Consider the following 16,346-nt stretch of genomic DNA (forward strand, 5'->3'; position numbering starts at 1 on the left):
TAACACATTATCGCCTAAACACGGGCGCGTTCCCCTTCCCTTTTTTCCTTCCTCTGCGGGACGCGGTCAGCGGAGAACCACCGCCGGACCGTCATACCCTTCAGGCGTATAGCTGCGGATGGAGACGCCCCCCTCCGCCGTCACGTCCGCCGCCCAGCACTCGGCATGGTGGAAGCAGGCGCCCAGATTGACGTACAGCCGCCCTCCCCTTTTCCCGGTCACCGCACGGCGGTGCAGATGGCCGAAGATGACGACTTCCGCTTCCGGGAAAAAGCGTTCCGTGAATTTCCGCATGCGCCGCATCATCGTCAGCCATGCCAGAAGAATCTGCGCGGGCCGCTCCGGCGGCCAGGCGGAATGCGCCAGAAAACGCACCAGCTTGTTCCGGCACGCCCCGGAACGCGTGTAAATGGGGGGAACCAGCACGCTCATGGCGCGCGCCAGTTCCAGCCGCCGCCGCAAATCCGTATCCGCCTCCGGGAACGCGGCAATCAGCTCACGGGAGGCCTGCTTGTTTTTCAAATATTCCCATCCCCACGGGGCCACCTCCTTGAACAGGGCATGACCGTGCAGGGCGCAGACGCGTCCCCCCTGCAATTTCAGCAGTCCGGCCTTCTCATCCGGGTCATGGTTGCCGGCCAGCAGCACGGGCTGCACTCCGGCATCCCGGCACATTTGCAGGAAACGGGCGCGTTTTTCCAGCCCTTCCGCCTGGCAGGGGCTTTCACGGGTTTCACTGAGGTCCCCGCACACCACCAGATGAGTGCACCCCTCCAGCAGGAAAGCCAGTTCCTCCGGCTCCCGGGCCAGCGCCTTGGCATGGCCGAAGTGGACGTCTGAAATGAACCGGGCACGTTCCCCCGGAGCAAGGTCAAGTTCCTGAATCATAAGGGCGGAGGGAGGAGGAAAACAACCATGGAATCAGGAGCGCAGCCGCTGCCGCACCATCTCATACAGGCACACGCCCGTAGCTACGGACACGTTCAGGCACGGAACGCTCCCCTTCATGGGAATCCTGATCAGGAAGTCGCAATTCTCTTCCGTCAGCCGCCTCATTCCTTCCCCTTCCGCGCCCATCACCAGCGCGGCCGGCCCCGTGAAATCCGTTTCATACAGGTCGCGGTCCCCCTTGTCCGAGGTGCCGAATATCCAGATGCCGCGGCCCTGGAGCTGCTTCATGGTGCGCGCCAGGTTGGTCACCTGGATGAAAGGCACCTTTTCCGCCGCCCCCACGGAGACGCGCAGCACGGTCTCCGTAATGCCCACGGACTTGTCACGCGGAGCGATTACGGCATCCACGCCCGCGCCGTCCGCCGTCCGCAGAATGGCTCCCAGGTTGTGGGGGTCCTGCACGCAGTCCAGAATCAGCAGCAGGGGGTTGGGGGACTTGTCCAGAATCCCGTCCAGCACATCCTCTCCCAGCGCCTTCACGGCAATTTTGGCCGGAGCGCTGCGCACATGCTTGTTCCGGCGCGCCTCCTGTTCGTTCCCTTGGGGTCTCATGCCCATGAATTAGCGTGTTTCACGCTTCTTTTCCAGACAAATATGCCCCGCCGCCCCATCATTGGGCGTGACTTGAGGGTCTCCGTTATGCTACAGTTCCGTACCATTCAAGATGAAGACGAGCGACTTTTTAGTCATTGGGGCAGGTGTTGCCGGATTGAGTTTCGCCTTGAGAGCGGCGGAACACGGCAAGGTTGCCGTCATTACAAAAGGCAAATTTCTGGATTGCAGTTCCGCCAAGGCGCAGGGCGGCATAGCCGCCGTTTGGGACCGCAACGACTCCTTTGAAGACCACATTGCGGACACGCTGGACGCCGGCGCGGGCCTCTGCAACGAACAGGCCGTACGCACCATTGTGGAGGAAGGCCCCGGCGCCATCCGGGAACTGCTGGAATGGGGCGTCAATTTTGACCCCGGCAACCAGGGGGAGGATTACGAACTGGCCCGGGAGGGAGGCCATACCAAGCGGCGCATCCTCCACGCCAAGGACGCCACCGGCCTGGAAATCACCTCCAAGCTGCTGGAGGCGGCCAAGCTCCACCCCAACATCCAACTGCTGGAAGACCACTTCGCCATCGACCTGATTACGACGACCAAACTAGGTCTGGTCACGGAAGACCGCGTGCTTGGGGCCTACGTGCTGGACCGCGCCTCCGGGGAAGTGGAAATTTTCCGGTCAGACCGCGTGCTGCTCGCCACCGGCGGCTGCGGACGCGTGTACCTGTACACCACCAACAATGATTCCGCCACGGGGGACGGCGTAGCCATGGCCTGGCGCGCGGGAGCCACCATCGCCAACATGGAATTCGTGCAGTTCCACCCCACCTGCTTCTTCAACACCCGCGCGGAAGGAGCGGAAGCGCGCTCCTTCCTCATCTCCGAGGCCGTGCGGGGCGAAGGCGGCGTACTGATCGGAGCGGACGGGAAGGAATTCATGCACAAGTACGATCCCCGCAAATCCCTGGCCCCGCGCGACATTACCGCCCGCGCCGTGGACTCGGAAATGAAGAGGACGGGCAGCATGTGCGTCTATCTGGATATCTCCCATAAGCCGGAGGGCTTCGTCCAGGAGCGCTTCCCCCTGATTTACGAGACCTGCAGCCGCTACGGCATCAACCCCGCCAGGGAGCCCATTCCGGTCGTTCCCGCAGCGCACTTCCAGTGCGGCGGCGTCCTGACGGACGTCAACGGCCAGACCAGCCTGGATGGCCTTTACGCCGCCGGGGAAACCGGGTGCACGGGCCTCCACGGCGCCAACCGCCTGGCCTCCAACTCCCTGCTGGAATGCGTGGTGGTCGCCAAGCGCGCGCTGGACTCCATGCTCTCCCTCCAGCCGCTGAGAAAGGATGCCCCCACTTCTTACGACATCCCCGCGTGGCACCACGGGGATACCGCCCTGCCGGACGAACTTTCCGTCATCTATCACAATTGGGATGAAATCCGCCGCCTGATGTGGGATTATGTCTCCATCGTGCGGACCAACAAAAGGCTGGACCGCGCGGCCACGCGCCTCCGGATGCTTCACCGGGAGGTGAAGGACTTCTACTGGGGGTACCGCATCACGCCGGACATCCTGGAACTGCGCAACCTGGTGGCGGTGGCCTCCCTGATCGTGGACTGCGCCATGCGGCGCAATGAAAGCCGCGGGCTCCACTTCAACACGGATTATCCCGGCAAGCTGGATCACCGCTTCGTCACTCAACTGCACCGATGGTAAAACACTGGCAACGTCAACAGGCATTCCGGAAGGGTTCCGCTGGGAACTCCTTCCTTTCCGCATGCCTGCTTGCGTTGCTGGCCCTGGCTCCGGCAGGGGCCGCCAGGGCGGACATCCAGACGGGCCGGAGCGCAACCCGCGCCCTGGCGGACAGCTCCGGACGGCCCAAAGGCCCCGTCATCATCACCCCCACGCAGCGGGACCCGCTGCCCAGGGTCATCGTCAAATCGCCCGCCGCGGCCGCGGGCGGCAAACGCCCGGCACCCCAGCCCCGCATCCTTCCCAGGACGGCCAGGCGGAGCCCCGGCACCTATCCCTGGCGGCTCAATATCACCGCCACGGTCTTCTGGGTGGGGGAGGATTCCACGGAGCGCAACCCGGTAGCCAACCACAAGAGCTCGTGGGACTCCGCCTGGCGGGAAAACTTCGGCGGTTTCGACAATCCGGACCCCGTGTGCCGCACCGTGGACTTCCGCCCGAAAACGTTCGTCCCCCGGCAAAATCCTTTTTACGTGGCGCTGCCCTACAATGACGTTTGCAAGGGAGAGCACAAGACGGAGGCGTCACGCGTCATCCCGTGGTTCCGCCGGGAATACACGGGGAAAGGGCAATCCGTCTGCAAAGGCAGGTGGGTGCAGATCGTCTACAACAAGCGCTCCTGCTTTGCCCAGTGGGAGGACTGCGGCCCCTTCACCACGGAAGACTGGCCCTATGTCTTCGGCGACAAGCCCCCCGTCAACACCCAGAACAAGGGAGCGGGCATCGACATCTCCCCCGCCGTGCGCGACTACCTGGGCATCACCGGCGGAACGGCCGTCGTCCACTGGCGCTTTGTGGAATTCTACCGCATCCCCCGCGGCCCCTGGTCCAAATGGGGGGATAACAACCCCTTCGTCAATTCCGAAGTAGGCCCCGGGAGAAAAGCCCTCCAGTCCCGGGAAGACCGCCTGCGCCAGCAGCAGGAAGCCATCCAGAGGGAGCTGTTGAAGGATCCCCAGAAGCTCAGGAGGGAACTCCAGGGATAGTCCGTTCCGCCGCGGCCATGCAACGTCCACGCATTCTACATATTTTCAGCCGCTACGGCGACGTGGGGGGGGAGGAAGTCTGCTTCCGCGCCATCACGGAAGAGCTGCGTGCCGTGGCGGACGTCACCCCCTTTGTCTATTCCACCGCGGAGCTGTTCCAGAGCCCCCACGGCGCGCTGACGAAAATGCGCTACATGCTCCGCAACAGGGACGTGGAGGAAAAGCTGCGCGAATGCCTGCGCAGAGACCGCTATGACGCGTGGATCATCCACAACACGTTCCCGGCCATGTCCCCCTGCGTCTACGGGCTGGCCCTGGAGCAATCCGTTCCCGTCATCCACTACCTGCACAACTACCGCGCCGGATGCCTCAACGGGGTATTCTACCGGGACGGCTTCCCCTGCTTCTCCTGTAAAAACGGCAACTACCTTCCCGGCGTCCTGCACGCCTGCTGGCGCGGCAGCGCGGCCTATTCCGCCCTGGCGGCCGCTACGCTATATAAAACGCGCCGCATGGGCACCTGGAACCGCCTTTCCTCCTACATCGCCGTCAGCCGCCGCCAGCGGGAGCTCCTCATCCAAACCGGAATACCGGAGGACAAAATCAGGGTCATCCCCCACTTCATCCGGCAAAAAACCACCCCCCGCCGAACCACCCCCCGCCGGGACGTTCTTTACGCCGGACGCCTTACGCAGGAAAAAGGCGTCCTCCCACTGGTTCAGGCGTGGGAACGCCTTGCCCCTCCCGGCCGCACCCTCTACCTGATGGGGGACGGCCCCCTGCGCGGGGAACTGGAGCGCTACGTCGCTTCCCGCCGCCTTGAATCCATCCGCCTGACCGGGTTCATTCCCCATGAGGAACAGGGCGCCGTGCGCGCCGCCTGCGGACTGGCCGTGGCGCCCTCCCTGTGGGAGGAAACCTTCGGCATGGTCGTCCTGGAATCATGGCTCCACGGCACGCCCGTCATCGTCACCCCCCGCGGCGGCCTGCCGGAGCTCATCAGCCACGGCCGGAACGGCTGGATTGCCCGGGAACCTTCCGCGGACGCGCTGGCGGAAACGCTGCGCACCGCCCTGGAGGAAGAGGAACGCTGGCCGTCCATGGGCGCGCACGGGCAGCAGCTCCTGTCCTCCACGTATTCCCCCGCCGCATGGCTTCAGTCCATGGGCAGCCTTCTTGAGGAACTCCGCCTCTTCCGTCAATCCCCCAACATCACGGCATCATGAAATGGTACACCTGCACTCCCGTTCCCTTCAAAGGGGACCACACCTTCTTTTCCCGTGATTCCGGGGCTTTCTGCAAAGCCTTCCAGCGGATCGGCTTGGAAAGCAGGGCCATCATGCCCACGCCCGTCCAGGAGGGGGACGACCCCGACCTCATCCGCACGGAGTACGCCAACCTGGAAGACGCCGCCTGGTGGAAATCCCTGGGCATTGACGGACTGGTCCTGTACGCCTGGGGCACGGGCAAATATCTTCCCATCGCCAGGGCCATCCATGACGCGGGCATCTTCCTGGTGGTGTACATGGATTCCTCCGGACTGTTTTTTCCGTGGCAATACTGGCTCCCCATCGCGGAAAACATGTGGACCAGGGACGTCTTCGCCCGCGGAAAAATCAGGGGCACCGCCTTTTTCCTGCTGCGCCTGCTGAAACAGCACACCTGGAACCTGGCCAGCCGGGGAAGAAGAAAACACCTGGACCAGGGGGACATGGTAGCCTTCCCCATGCCGGCAGCCGTCAAATCCATTCAGGACCGGGAATGGCTCTACGGAAAATCCATCGTCCGGAAACTGGCCCTCATTCCCAACCCCATTTCCTCCACCTGCCGCTATGCCGGGGAGAAACGCAACATCATCATGGCCGTGGGCCGCTGGGACGACCTTCTCTACAAACGCCCCTTCCTGCTGATGGCCACGCTGGAACAGGCCCTGCCCCGCGCACCGCACTGGGAAGCGGAAATCTACGGGAACATCCCTCCCCTCCTCCGGGAATGGCACGGCAATCTTCCGGAAGACCTCCGCGCCCGCATCCGCCTGGCCGGCTACCTGCCCAACGCGGAGCTGCAAAAGAAATACTCCCAAGCCAGAATCAGCCTCTGCACCTCCCGGTCCGAGGGAACGCACGTCGCCTCCGCGGAAGCGCTCTGCGCCGGGGCTTCCGTCGTTGGTCCGCGCCTTACGCCCCTGCTGAACTGCCTGCAATGGTACGTTTCCCATGATTCCGGCACGCTCAGCCCAAAAGACACCCCGGAAAGCGTCTCCGGGGCGCTGCTGGAGGAAATCCGCGCCTGGGATGAAGGAAAACGCAGCCCGGAGGAAATTTCCCGCTACTGGTGCTCCCTGCTGCATGCGGAAAACTCCTGCAAGCGCATCATTGCCGCTTATGAGGCCGCCAAAGGCGGCAGCTGACCGCTAATTCCCCAACAGGGCGCGGGCCTCTATCCACACGTCCTCCCAGCTTCTGTCCGCCAGCGTCCCGTAAAGGGGGTGCCCCCACAGCCGCGCGCGCATGGCCGCCGGAGAAGCCAGCCCCAGCAGAAAACGCGTCAACTGGGAAGGGCGGGCCAGCGCGGGCTTCCTCTGCGCCGCCAGCTCCATGACGGCGGAACGCAGTTCTTCCGGAAGCGGTCCGGGGTCCTCCAATTCCATCTCCGCAGGTACTGCGCCGCAGCACCCCGGACAATGCCCGCAGGGTCCGGACGGCTCCCGGAAGCCGAAGTAGGCGTCCAGGCTCCTGTTGAGGCAGGCGGAAGACGTCAGCGTGGAAACGCACGTTTTCCAGCGTTCCAGCCCGTTCAGCCGGGACCGGGAAAAATACTGCGCGAATTCCTCCGCGGCTTCTTCCGCATCAAACCCTTCCGAATGCAAGTGAAGGGCTGTCTGGCGCAGGTCCACCTTCCATTCCCCGGAAAGGACCAGCTCGTCAAGCCATGCGCCGGCTTCTTCCCAGGAAATCCCCCATTCCGCGGCCAGAGCCTCCACTTCCCCCTCCCGGTGGCCGTCCATCCATTGCAGCCGGGAACGTTCCTCCCCATCGCGGCCGCACAGGATTTCCTCCATCCGGAACAGGGGGCGCACCTTGTAATACTTGTACCCCATGCCCTGTTCCCGGACGGAACCGGAACGCTTCAGGTCAAAGAGCATCCGGTCCACCGCCACATCCGGCAAGTCATGGACCGCGGAGGCCTCATACAGGGACACAATATGCTCTCCCCTCCGGGACAGCAGGGACGCCAGCCCTTTTACGCCATGGCGTTCCGGCTCCGCCGCATGCAGGCGGTTGACCACGGCCACGCCGTCGCGCCCGGACAGCATCACCAGACTGAAGGAAGGCAGCCCGTCGCGCCCGGCACGGCCGGATTCCTGCACATACGCCTCCAGGCTGGCGGGGGGATGGTAATGCACCACGGAGCGCACGTCCGGCTTGTCAATTCCCATGCCGAAGGCGATCGTCGCCACCAGCACGTCCGCCGCCCCCGCCAGGAACTCATCCTGAACCAGCCCCCGCGTTTCCGGCGGCATGCCCGCATGGTAGGACTTGACGGAAAAACCGGCCTTCCCCAGTTCATAGGAAAGATTCTCCGCATCCTTCCGGGTGCGGATGTACACCACGGCGGGACGGTGGCCGTCCTCTTTCAAAAACTGCACCAGCCGCGCGGTTTTATCCTGCTCCTTCAGCACTTCCGCCTGGCGGAAAATATTCGCCCGGTAAGGCGCGGCGCGGAAGATGCAGTCCTCCTGCACGTCAAACAGGGCGGCCAGGTCGCGGCACACCCGTTCCGTAGCCGTGGCCGTCAGGGCCATAACGCTCCGGAACCCATGCTTTTTAAAAAAAACGGGAAGCCCCAGGTAATCCGGGCGGAAACTGTGCCCCCACTCCGAGAGGCAGTGCGCCTCATCCACCACGAACAAGCCGGGAGAAACAAACTCCATGGCCTGCCGCATCCACGGGGATTCCAGAGACTCCGGCGCGGCGAACAGCAGGCGGACGGCCCCGGACTTCAGGCTGTCCAGCAGGGCGCCCTTCTCTTCCTCCGCCAGGGAGGAATCATACCTGGCCGCGGCCACGCCCAGCTTTTCCAGCCCGGCCACCTGGTCTCGCATCAGGGCGATCAGCGGGGAAACCACCACCGTCACCCCGTCTCCCAGCACTGCCGGAATCTGGTAACAAAGGCTCTTGCCGGAACCCGTAGGCAAAATGCCGATGCAGGACCGACCCGCCAGCGCGCACTCCATCAGCTCCCGCTGCATGGGGCGGAACCGCTCCTTGCCGAACAAACGCAGCGTGTCTTCCAACGGGGAGGAATGCATGGGAAAATGATATCATAACGGAAAATCCCGGCAAAAGGAATCCTATGACATTGACACGGTGGCTTCATCCTATATCCTCCATGCAATATGAGACCTTTGAAAACCATCATTGCCGGAACTCTGGTCCTGCTGGCGGCAGCTCCCCTCACAGCCCAGACCAAGGCTGCGGGGAATAAAAAGCCGAACATCCTTTTCATCATCACGGACGACCACGCCTACCAGACGCTGGGCACCTCCAAGAACGATTCCCCCGTCTCGCTGCCCAACTTCAACAAGCTGGGCAGGCAAGGCATGGTCTTTGACCGCAGCTACTGCGCCAACTCCCTGTGCGGACCCTCCCGCGCCTGCATCCTGACCGGAAGACACTCCCACATGAACGGCTTCGTCTTCAACGGCCAGAGGCCGCTGGACGGCTCCCAGCCCACCTACCCGAAGATGCTGCAAAAAGCCGGCTACCAGACGGGCCTGTTCGGCAAATGGCATCTGGAATCAGACCCCACCGGCTTTGACACGTGGGAAATCTTCCCCGGCCAGGGCAGTTACTACAATCCGGATTTCATCAGCCTCAAGCCGAACGGGAAGCGCCAGACGAAGCGCTTCCCCGGCTACGCCACGGACGTGGTCACGGACAAATCCATCCAATGGCTGGAAAACCGGGACAAGGACAAGCCTTTCCTTCTCGTCGTAGGCCACAAGGCTCCTCACCGCGCCTGGTGCCCCGCCCTGCGCCATCTGGGCAAGGTAAACACGTCCAAGCTGACGCCGCCCGCCAACTTCCATGACGACTACGCCAACCGCCCGGAATTCCTGAAGAAAAACCAGCAGACCGTAGCCAGGCACATGGCGATTTATTCTGACCTCAAGGTGCTCAAGGACCAGGTGCCGGAAGACATGCGCAAGAGCATCGTCTCCCCCGGCTACGGCTGGGACCTGGGCGAACTGAACCGTATGACCCCGGAAGAAAAGAAAACCTGGACGAACTACTACGCCAAGCGCACCAAGTCCCTGGTGGACGGCATGAAATCCGGGAAGCTGAAAGACCCGAAAGCCTTCGCGGAATGGAAATGGCACGCCTACATGGAAGACTACCTGGGCTGCCTGCTTTCCGTGGACGACAGCATCGGACGCCTCATGAAATACCTGGACAAGGAAGGCCTTTCCAAAGACACGCTGGTCATCTACTGCGGCGACCAGGGCTTCTACATGGGCGAACACGGCATGTACGACAAGCGCTGGATTTTTGAGGAATCGCTCCGCATGCCCCTCATCATGAGATGGCCCGGCAAAATTCCCGCGGGCATCCGCAACACCACCATGGTGCAGAACATCGACTACGCTCCCACCATCGTTTCCGCGGCAGGAGCAGACACCCCGGAAAACATGAGCACCTTCCAGGGCGTTTCCCTGCTTCCCACGGCCTTCACGGGCAAGAAGCCGGACAACTGGAGGGACGCCATCTACTACTGTTTCTACGAGAATCCCGGCGAACACAACGCCCCGCGCCACGACGGCATCCGGACGGACCGCTACACGCTCTCCTACATCTGGACCAGTGACGAATGGATGCTCTTTGACATGAAGAAGGACCCCATGCAGATGAAGAACGTCATTGACGATCCCGCCTACAAGTCCACCGTGGAACAGCTCAAGAAGCGCTACAACGAACTCCGCAAGGCGTACAAGGTACCGGAAAACTGCCCCGGAGGAAAGGGAACGCCCATCCCCAAATTTGACGCTTCCTGGTAGGAAGCCGTTCCAGCGGAACTTTTCCCAGGCGCCGGAAGATTCCGGCGCCTTTTTATTCCCTGCGTATCCCGCCCCGGTAACGGCTATTCCACCCCGGCCTTACCCGTAAAAACCTTTGAGGGGCCCCAATCCGGCGATCTTGGACAATTTATTCACGGCCTTCTCGCAAAAAGCAATCCCCTGGTGAACGCCGGAGAGAAAGGTAAGCAAAGGCCTTTCCACCCTCTCCGCTCCAAGCTCTCCCAAAAAGAAGTCCGGATCCTTATCATCAAATCCGGGGTGCCGTAAAAAGGGCTGCCTCCCGTCAAGATGGATGACTCCCTTCCCGGAATAAAGGCAATCCAGATGGTTCATGGCCGCAACAAGCGACCACAGCGTCTGGTCATGCGTATGGTCCGCAAAATTGTCACGGCAGCGGCTTTTTTCCTCCGGAGTCGGGGAAGACACCAGGCTGAACTGCCGGCATAGTTCCATCCATTCACGAAGAATCCGGACGCTTTCTTCCGATTTTTTCAGGAAACACGGAGTCGGCTGAATCAGGGGGCTATGCTCGAAATCCCTGATATCCAGATTCAATGCGTCAAAAACGCTCTGCTTGCACCACCTTGACAAATCTCCCGTGTAATAGGAGATATTCACTCCCGGCAGGATATCCTGCCCCTTCTCCTCCAGCCATTGGACAAGAGGCTGTACTGAATGGCGGAAAAGCGTTCCCGGCGGACGCCCCGCATCCGTGTAAAGCAAATAGTCCCCTTCCTGCAGGCTTTCCAGTTCCCTGAGCATGATGAAGGGTTTCCAGCACCAGTAACCAGCCCCATGCAAATGAGGGTCAAACCAGGGCACTTCGCGCCTGATGCCTGCGGACAGCAGGCGGCCAAGATTCCAGAAAGACAATTCCACGGAAGGCTCCGCCAGCTTTAAACTTGTCATCCGCATCCACTGCCGCCAGCGGTAGCCGCGTGTCGCGAAAGAACAATAACGAATAGCCATGCGCGTTGATTCCGGGTAAACGCATGGCCGGGTAGAACATGGGCCATGCTTTCTGCACGCCCTTTCTAGCGAGTTGTTAATCCGCTTGTTTGGAGAAAATAAAAGAGGACCTGTAAAAATATAACCCTGAAAAAGTTGTCTGTTCAGGCCATCCTACGGGGATGATGGAAAATCTTTTTTATTACACGTCAAATATCTGGAATTCGTTCTCCGTTAAAATTTTCCATTGACAGCGGATTAACAATCCACAGCGTTGGCCGGATACTTGCCGATAAAAGTCTTTCTTATATTCCCGCGTCCGCGGGGGGCGCCCTTATGGCTGAAGCTCCGCGTCCAGCCTCTTGTCCAGGTCCATGGCGGCGCCGATGGCCGCATCCATGTTGTAATATTCCCACTCCGCAAAACGCCCCAGCAGGTAAATGCCCCTGGGTTCCAGGCGCTCCTTCAGCTCCCGGATCAGGGCGCGGCTGGACGCATCCTGCACGGGATAGGTGTATTCCTCCCAGTGATGGGCCAGGTAGGAGGGTGAAAAGGGAATAAGCTCCAACTGCCGCCTGATTTCCTCTTCCGTCATTTGCTCGGAAAACTCAATGGTGGCGGTGGTAATGTCTCCGTTATTGTTGTTCCTGGAAAAATTCCCCGTGCAGATGATGCGGTGGGAACGGTGGTCCGGGGAGGGCATGTAAATCCAGCTATAGCCGTTGGGGTCAATCCGGCACAGCACGGAGGTGGTGCCGTGGGAGCGCAATGCCGAAATTTGGGGAAGGAACGGACGGAGTTCATCCACGCCGGGAAAGCAGTCCGCAAGCTGCCTGGCATTCCCTGTAAAAACAACCCGGTCAAACAATTCTCCCTGCACGAGCCATTTTCCATCCTGCGCACGGATGTCCGCAGCCTCCGCCCGGTACCTGACCTTCAGGCCGCGCGCCAGCGTATCCGCCAGGAACTGGGAGCCGCCGCGCTTTGCATAAAAGAAGGAGCTGTGCACCATGGCGCTTTCATTGACGCGACCAATGTTATTCAACAGGATTTCCGCCACGGTCGGCATGGGCAGCTTGTCTTCCAGCCAGTCCATGGCGATTCCGTTGATGTCCTGCCGCCACACCTTGTTGTTGTAGGGCGTGAAATAAAGGTCGTTCAGGGTCTTCCCGAAACGGTTCCGGAAAAATTCTCCCAGGAAACTGGGTTTCGCAGGGGGATTCCTGTAAAGCTCCAGCAGTTCATGGACAATGGAGGAACGGACGGCCTCCGGAAACTGGTCGAGATGGTTCTCAATGGGATAATCCACCACAGCCCCGCCCTCCAGGGAAATGACGGCACGGCGGCGGGCGGAAACAAAATCACGCTCCTTGTCAAACCGGGACCAGAACCAGTCCAATACCTCCTGCCGCCGGGAATTGAACACATGACCGCCTACCAGGTGGTACAAATTGCCCTGCACCTCCGCGCACTTGACTAGGCCGCCGGGGCGGCTGTCCTTCTCGTAAACCACCACCTCATACCCCTTTTTCAAGAGCATTCCGGCCATGGACAATCCGGAAACTCCGGCTCCGATCACAGCATATTTCATCATGGAATAAAGAAAATCAATGGATTAAAGACCACGCGCACCGAATTTGGACAATTTCACGGGATGGAGGTACAGGTATTCCTGCGGAAAGGAGGCAAGCAATTTGCCCAGGTCTCCGCCGGAAGAGGACACCAGCCCGTCAATGACGGCGTTCATGGCCTCAAAATGTTCCGGATCCTGCGGGAACCAGACGTTTCCGGACTTGTACTGCGTGTCTTCCAGCGTAGCCAGCCGCGTTCCGGGAAGGAGCTGCAAGGCTGTGGGAATAGCAAGCTCCACAAACATGTTCCATGCGGAAAATACCTCAAGGATGCGGCAAAAATCGTCAAACTTCCCTTTCGGAATGCACACGATGTCCGAATAACCGAAGACGACGGGATAGGAATACCGGTACTTTTTGATCCGGTGCTTCCAGTGGTTCAGCAGATGCCAGATTCTGCCCTTCAGCACCTTCCAGTTGGCATGAATGCCGCCGCCGGGATTCCACTTGGGCAGGAACATGCGCACGCGGGACAGCTCGTCATGCTGCATGAGGTTCCTGGATTTCAAAATCTGACGGGCTTCCCCGTACGGCGGAACATTCTTGTTGACGCTGTCCGCATCAATGCCGGCGGGAGCCGTGGAAAAACGGTGGGCCTCCACCGTTCCACGGTAGCACACCGGCAGGGAGACATCCACAAAACCGTCCAGGTAGCACGTATCCTCCCCATGGATTCCCAGCAGGGACGGCGTGGAAAACTCGTCAAACCGGGGATTCAGGAGCAGGTCGTCTCCGATGATGAGAATATAATCGCCATCCAGATTCCTGATTCTTTCCCGGGCCTGTAAAATATAATTATAAAACTGGAATGAATTGCCGAATACGGAACATACGTCCGGAGCGTCCCCCCTGTAATAGGGCATTAATTGAAGCAGCCCGGAAAAACGCCTTGAATAAATCTCCCTGATTACCGGAATGTTGCGGTCATACTGGTGGTTGAACAACACAACGAGAGCCGTTTTCCGGGAAGAAGTATCCATGGTACGTTTGATGTAGGGGAGCAACCCGCGCCCTTCAACGGAAGGCATTGGAAAAACATGGATTGCACCCTGGGAGCATGCGCCATTAAAACGGCTTCATGAATACATTACGGATTTGAAATCCGGGGTCAAGCCTGCACATTTGAAAGAAAAACATTTTCGGAAAATTCCGTTTGCCAATACTCCGGCATCGACAGAGGCCGTTCTTGACGTAAATAAGCTTTCTTTTCATTTCAAAAAAGCCGGGAGGGTATAACACAAAAAAATGGCGCAGGCAGGAACGGGAACGGCGCGACGGTGATGAACGGCGAAGCTGCGGCTCCGGCTCCCGGGAACGGAAGATTCCGGCCTCTCGTGGCTGAAACCCCTTCCGGAGCATGGCGTAAGCTCTTGCTTGCATAACCGTCTCTGCGCTCCGGAGGGAATGTCCATCAGGCCCGGGAGGCCCTGGCTCCCAGGCGACATGCACCCGTGAAAAAGAACTGATGGAGCGTTGATTCAGGATTTGCGCCCACCATCCCGGAGCATAACTTTTCCGGACTGCAGAGTCTCACCGGATTTCAAACCCGCCCGTGAAACAGGGCTGTTTTAAGCCTGCAAGCAAGCCGCATGATACCAGCAGGAAACAAGCCGGTGCTACTTTAATTTTCCCGAATTCCTCCCTGCGTTCCGGAACCGGCTTCTTCTTTTCTCCGGCAGTGGTGTGTTCAAGGGGAAACGTTGAGTTGGAATACTGGCTGATATAACAGGAAAGCAAAACATGAAGCTCACTCCGGAAGAATATTTCTTTCATTCCCTCCATCCAGGGCGCGGAACCAAAACCCCATTCTGCGCCGGAAACGGACTTCATTTTCCCGCTCCTTCAACAATGGCCGATGCCGGAAAGCATTTTCTCCCCTCTTATCTTTTCACGGAAAAAACAGTGGGCACACCTGAATTCCCTCCCCTGCTCCGCCGCGAAAATGGAAAAAGCCGTTCCACCGGGAAAGCTTCCCGATGAAACAGCCGGAAAACGGAGCCCCCCGCCGGATCAATACCTGTAAAAGTCCGGCTTGTACGGGCCTTCCACCGGAACGCCGATGTAGTCCGCCTGTTCCGGACGCAGGACGGTAAGCTTGCAGCCGATCTTGCCGAGGTGCAGGCGCGCCACCTCCTCATCCAGCACCTTGGGAAGCACTTCCACGCCCACGGGGCGGTTTTCACGGGTATTCCACAGTTCCAGCTGCGCCAGAACCTGGTTGGCGAAGCTGTTGGACATCACGAAGCTGGGGTGCCCCGTGGCGCAGCCCAGGTTGACTAGGCGGCCTTCCGCCAGCAAGTACAGGCTGTTGCCGGACGGGAACGTGTAACGGTCCACCTGCGGCTTGATGTTCAGGTGCTTGATGCCGGGATAGGTCTGGAGCTTGTGCACCTGGATTTCATTGTCGAAGTGGCCGATGTTGCACACAATGGCCTGGTCCTTCATCTTTTCCATGTGCTCAATGCGGATGATGCCGCAGTTCCCCGTGGTGGTTACGTAAATGTCCGCCCAGCCCAGCGTGTCCTCCACCGTCAGCACGCGGTAGCCTTCCATGGCGGCCTGGAGCGCGCAGATGGGGTCTATTTCCGTCACGACCACCTGGGCGCCCATGCCGCGCAGGGACTGGGCGCAGCCCTTGCCCACGTCCCCGTAGCCGCAGACCACGGCCACCTTCCCGGCGATCATCACGTCCGTGGCGCGCTTGATGCCGTCCACCAGGGACTCGCGGCAGCCGTACAGGTTGTCAAACTTGGACTTGGTCACGGAATCGTTCACGTTGATGGCTGGAATCAGCAGGCGTCCCGCGGCCTGCATCTGGTACAGGCGGTGCACGCCGGTAGTCGTTTCCTCGGAAACGCCCTTCAGCTCGGGCAGCCAGCGGTGGAAAATGCCGGGCGTTTCCGCGGCGATCTTTTTCAGGAGGTCCTTGATGACTTCCTCTTCTTCCGACTCCGACGGGGTGTTCACCCAGCCGGAACCTTCCTCCATCTCATACCCGCGGTGAATGAGCAGGGTGGCGTCTCCGCCATCGTCCACAATCAATTGCGGTCCCAGGCCTTCCAGAAAGTTCATGGCCTTCCAGGTGCAGTCCCAGTATTCCCGGAGCGTTTCCCCCTTCCAGGCGAACACGGGCGTGCCGGATTTGGCAATGGCGGCGGCGGCGTGGTCCTGGGTGGAGAAAATATTGCAGCTTGCCCAGCGGACGGAGGCGCCCAGGGCCGTCAGCGTTTCAATCAGCACGGCCGTCTGCACCGTCATGTGCAGGGAGCCCATGATGCGCACGCCCTCCAGGGGCCTGGCGGCCGCGTACTTTTCACGCACGGCCATCAGGCCGGGCATTTCATGTTCCGCAATGTCCAGTTCCTTGCGTCCGAAATCCGCCAGGCTGATATCGCGCACCTTGTATTGTTCCGTTTCTGAAAACATGTCTGTAAACGTTGTCG

12 protein-coding genes are annotated in these 16,346 nt (G+C 60.2%); 5 read left to right on the top strand and 7 right to left on the bottom strand.

The genetic code is table 11. The features are described 5' to 3' along the window. Nucleotides 1–66 precede the first annotated feature (66 nt). Both P8A25_RS11520 and rlmB read right to left on the bottom strand, forming a co-directional pair. Nucleotides 67–888, bottom strand: coding sequence for a metallophosphoesterase (locus P8A25_RS11520; RefSeq protein ID WP_022398213.1), 822 nt, complete (start codon nt 886–888; stop codon nt 67–69). Between the two features lie 33 nt (nt 889–921). Further along, nucleotides 922–1,509, bottom strand: a complete 588-nt coding sequence (gene rlmB, locus P8A25_RS11525) for a 23S rRNA (guanosine(2251)-2'-O)-methyltransferase RlmB (protein ID WP_022398214.1) — start codon at nt 1,507–1,509, stop codon at nt 922–924. A gap of 106 nt (nt 1,510–1,615) precedes the next feature. Between rlmB and nadB the strand changes: the two genes are divergently transcribed. The 4 genes from nadB to P8A25_RS11545 are packed head-to-tail and all read left to right on the top strand — an operon-like array spanning nt 1,616 to nt 6,655. Next, nucleotides 1,616–3,220 carry an L-aspartate oxidase gene (gene nadB / locus P8A25_RS11530; RefSeq protein WP_022398215.1) on the top strand — a complete coding sequence of 535 codons (1,605 nt, stop codon included), beginning with the start codon at nt 1,616–1,618 and terminating at the stop codon, nt 3,218–3,220. Next, nucleotides 3,214–4,245 (top strand): hypothetical protein, encoded by a 1,032-nt coding sequence (locus tag P8A25_RS11535; protein WP_215442355.1) that lies wholly within the window; start codon nt 3,214–3,216, stop codon nt 4,243–4,245. The genes nadB and P8A25_RS11535 overlap by 7 nt, the downstream gene beginning before the upstream one ends. A 17-nt stretch (nt 4,246–4,262) precedes the next feature. Continuing rightward, the gene (locus tag P8A25_RS11540; RefSeq protein WP_290531458.1) at nt 4,263–5,471 is read left to right on the top strand and encodes a glycosyltransferase family 4 protein; all 1,209 of its coding nucleotides are present in this window, start codon (nt 4,263–4,265) and stop codon (nt 5,469–5,471) included. Continuing rightward, nucleotides 5,468–6,655, top strand: a complete 1,188-nt coding sequence (locus P8A25_RS11545; RefSeq protein WP_022395897.1) for a glycosyltransferase — start codon at nt 5,468–5,470, stop codon at nt 6,653–6,655. The genes P8A25_RS11540 and P8A25_RS11545 overlap by 4 nt, the downstream gene beginning before the upstream one ends. 3 nt (nt 6,656–6,658) lie before the next feature. Here the strand turns inward: P8A25_RS11545 and P8A25_RS11550 are convergent, their stop codons facing one another. Continuing rightward, nucleotides 6,659–8,557: an ATP-dependent DNA helicase RecQ gene (locus tag P8A25_RS11550; RefSeq protein WP_022395898.1), complete on the bottom strand. Its 1,899-nt coding sequence runs from the start codon at nt 8,555–8,557 to the stop codon at nt 6,659–6,661. An 87-nt stretch (nt 8,558–8,644) separates the two neighbouring features. On the opposite strand from P8A25_RS11550, the gene P8A25_RS11555 reads away from it, so the two are divergent. After that, nucleotides 8,645–10,303: a sulfatase gene (locus P8A25_RS11555; RefSeq protein ID WP_022395899.1), complete on the top strand. Its 1,659-nt coding sequence runs from the start codon at nt 8,645–8,647 to the stop codon at nt 10,301–10,303. Nucleotides 10,304–10,402: 99 nt separating this feature from the next. Here P8A25_RS11555 and P8A25_RS11560 read toward each other — a convergent pair whose 3' ends face one another. From P8A25_RS11560 to ahcY, 4 genes are all read right to left on the bottom strand, one after another. Further along, complete coding sequence (locus P8A25_RS11560) at nt 10,403–11,293, bottom strand: hypothetical protein (protein WP_022395900.1); 891 nt, start codon at nt 11,291–11,293, stop codon at nt 10,403–10,405. Between the two features lie 313 nt (nt 11,294–11,606). Next, a complete protein-coding gene (locus P8A25_RS11565; RefSeq protein ID WP_022395901.1) occupies nt 11,607–12,866 on the bottom strand; it encodes an NAD(P)/FAD-dependent oxidoreductase in 1,260 nt (419 codons plus the stop codon). Between the two features lie 21 nt (nt 12,867–12,887). After that, nucleotides 12,888–13,883 (bottom strand): hypothetical protein, encoded by a 996-nt coding sequence (locus P8A25_RS11570; RefSeq protein WP_146017926.1) that lies wholly within the window; start codon nt 13,881–13,883, stop codon nt 12,888–12,890. A gap of 1,030 nt (nt 13,884–14,913) precedes the next feature. Next, complete coding sequence (ahcY, locus tag P8A25_RS11575) at nt 14,914–16,329, bottom strand: adenosylhomocysteinase (RefSeq protein WP_215442357.1); 1,416 nt, start codon at nt 16,327–16,329, stop codon at nt 14,914–14,916. Between the last annotated feature and the right edge of the window lie 17 nt (nt 16,330–16,346).

This window comes from Akkermansia sp. BCRC 18949 (assembly GCF_045011645.1).
Classification (GTDB): Bacteria; Verrucomicrobiota; Verrucomicrobiia; order Verrucomicrobiales; family Akkermansiaceae; genus Akkermansia; species Akkermansia massiliensis.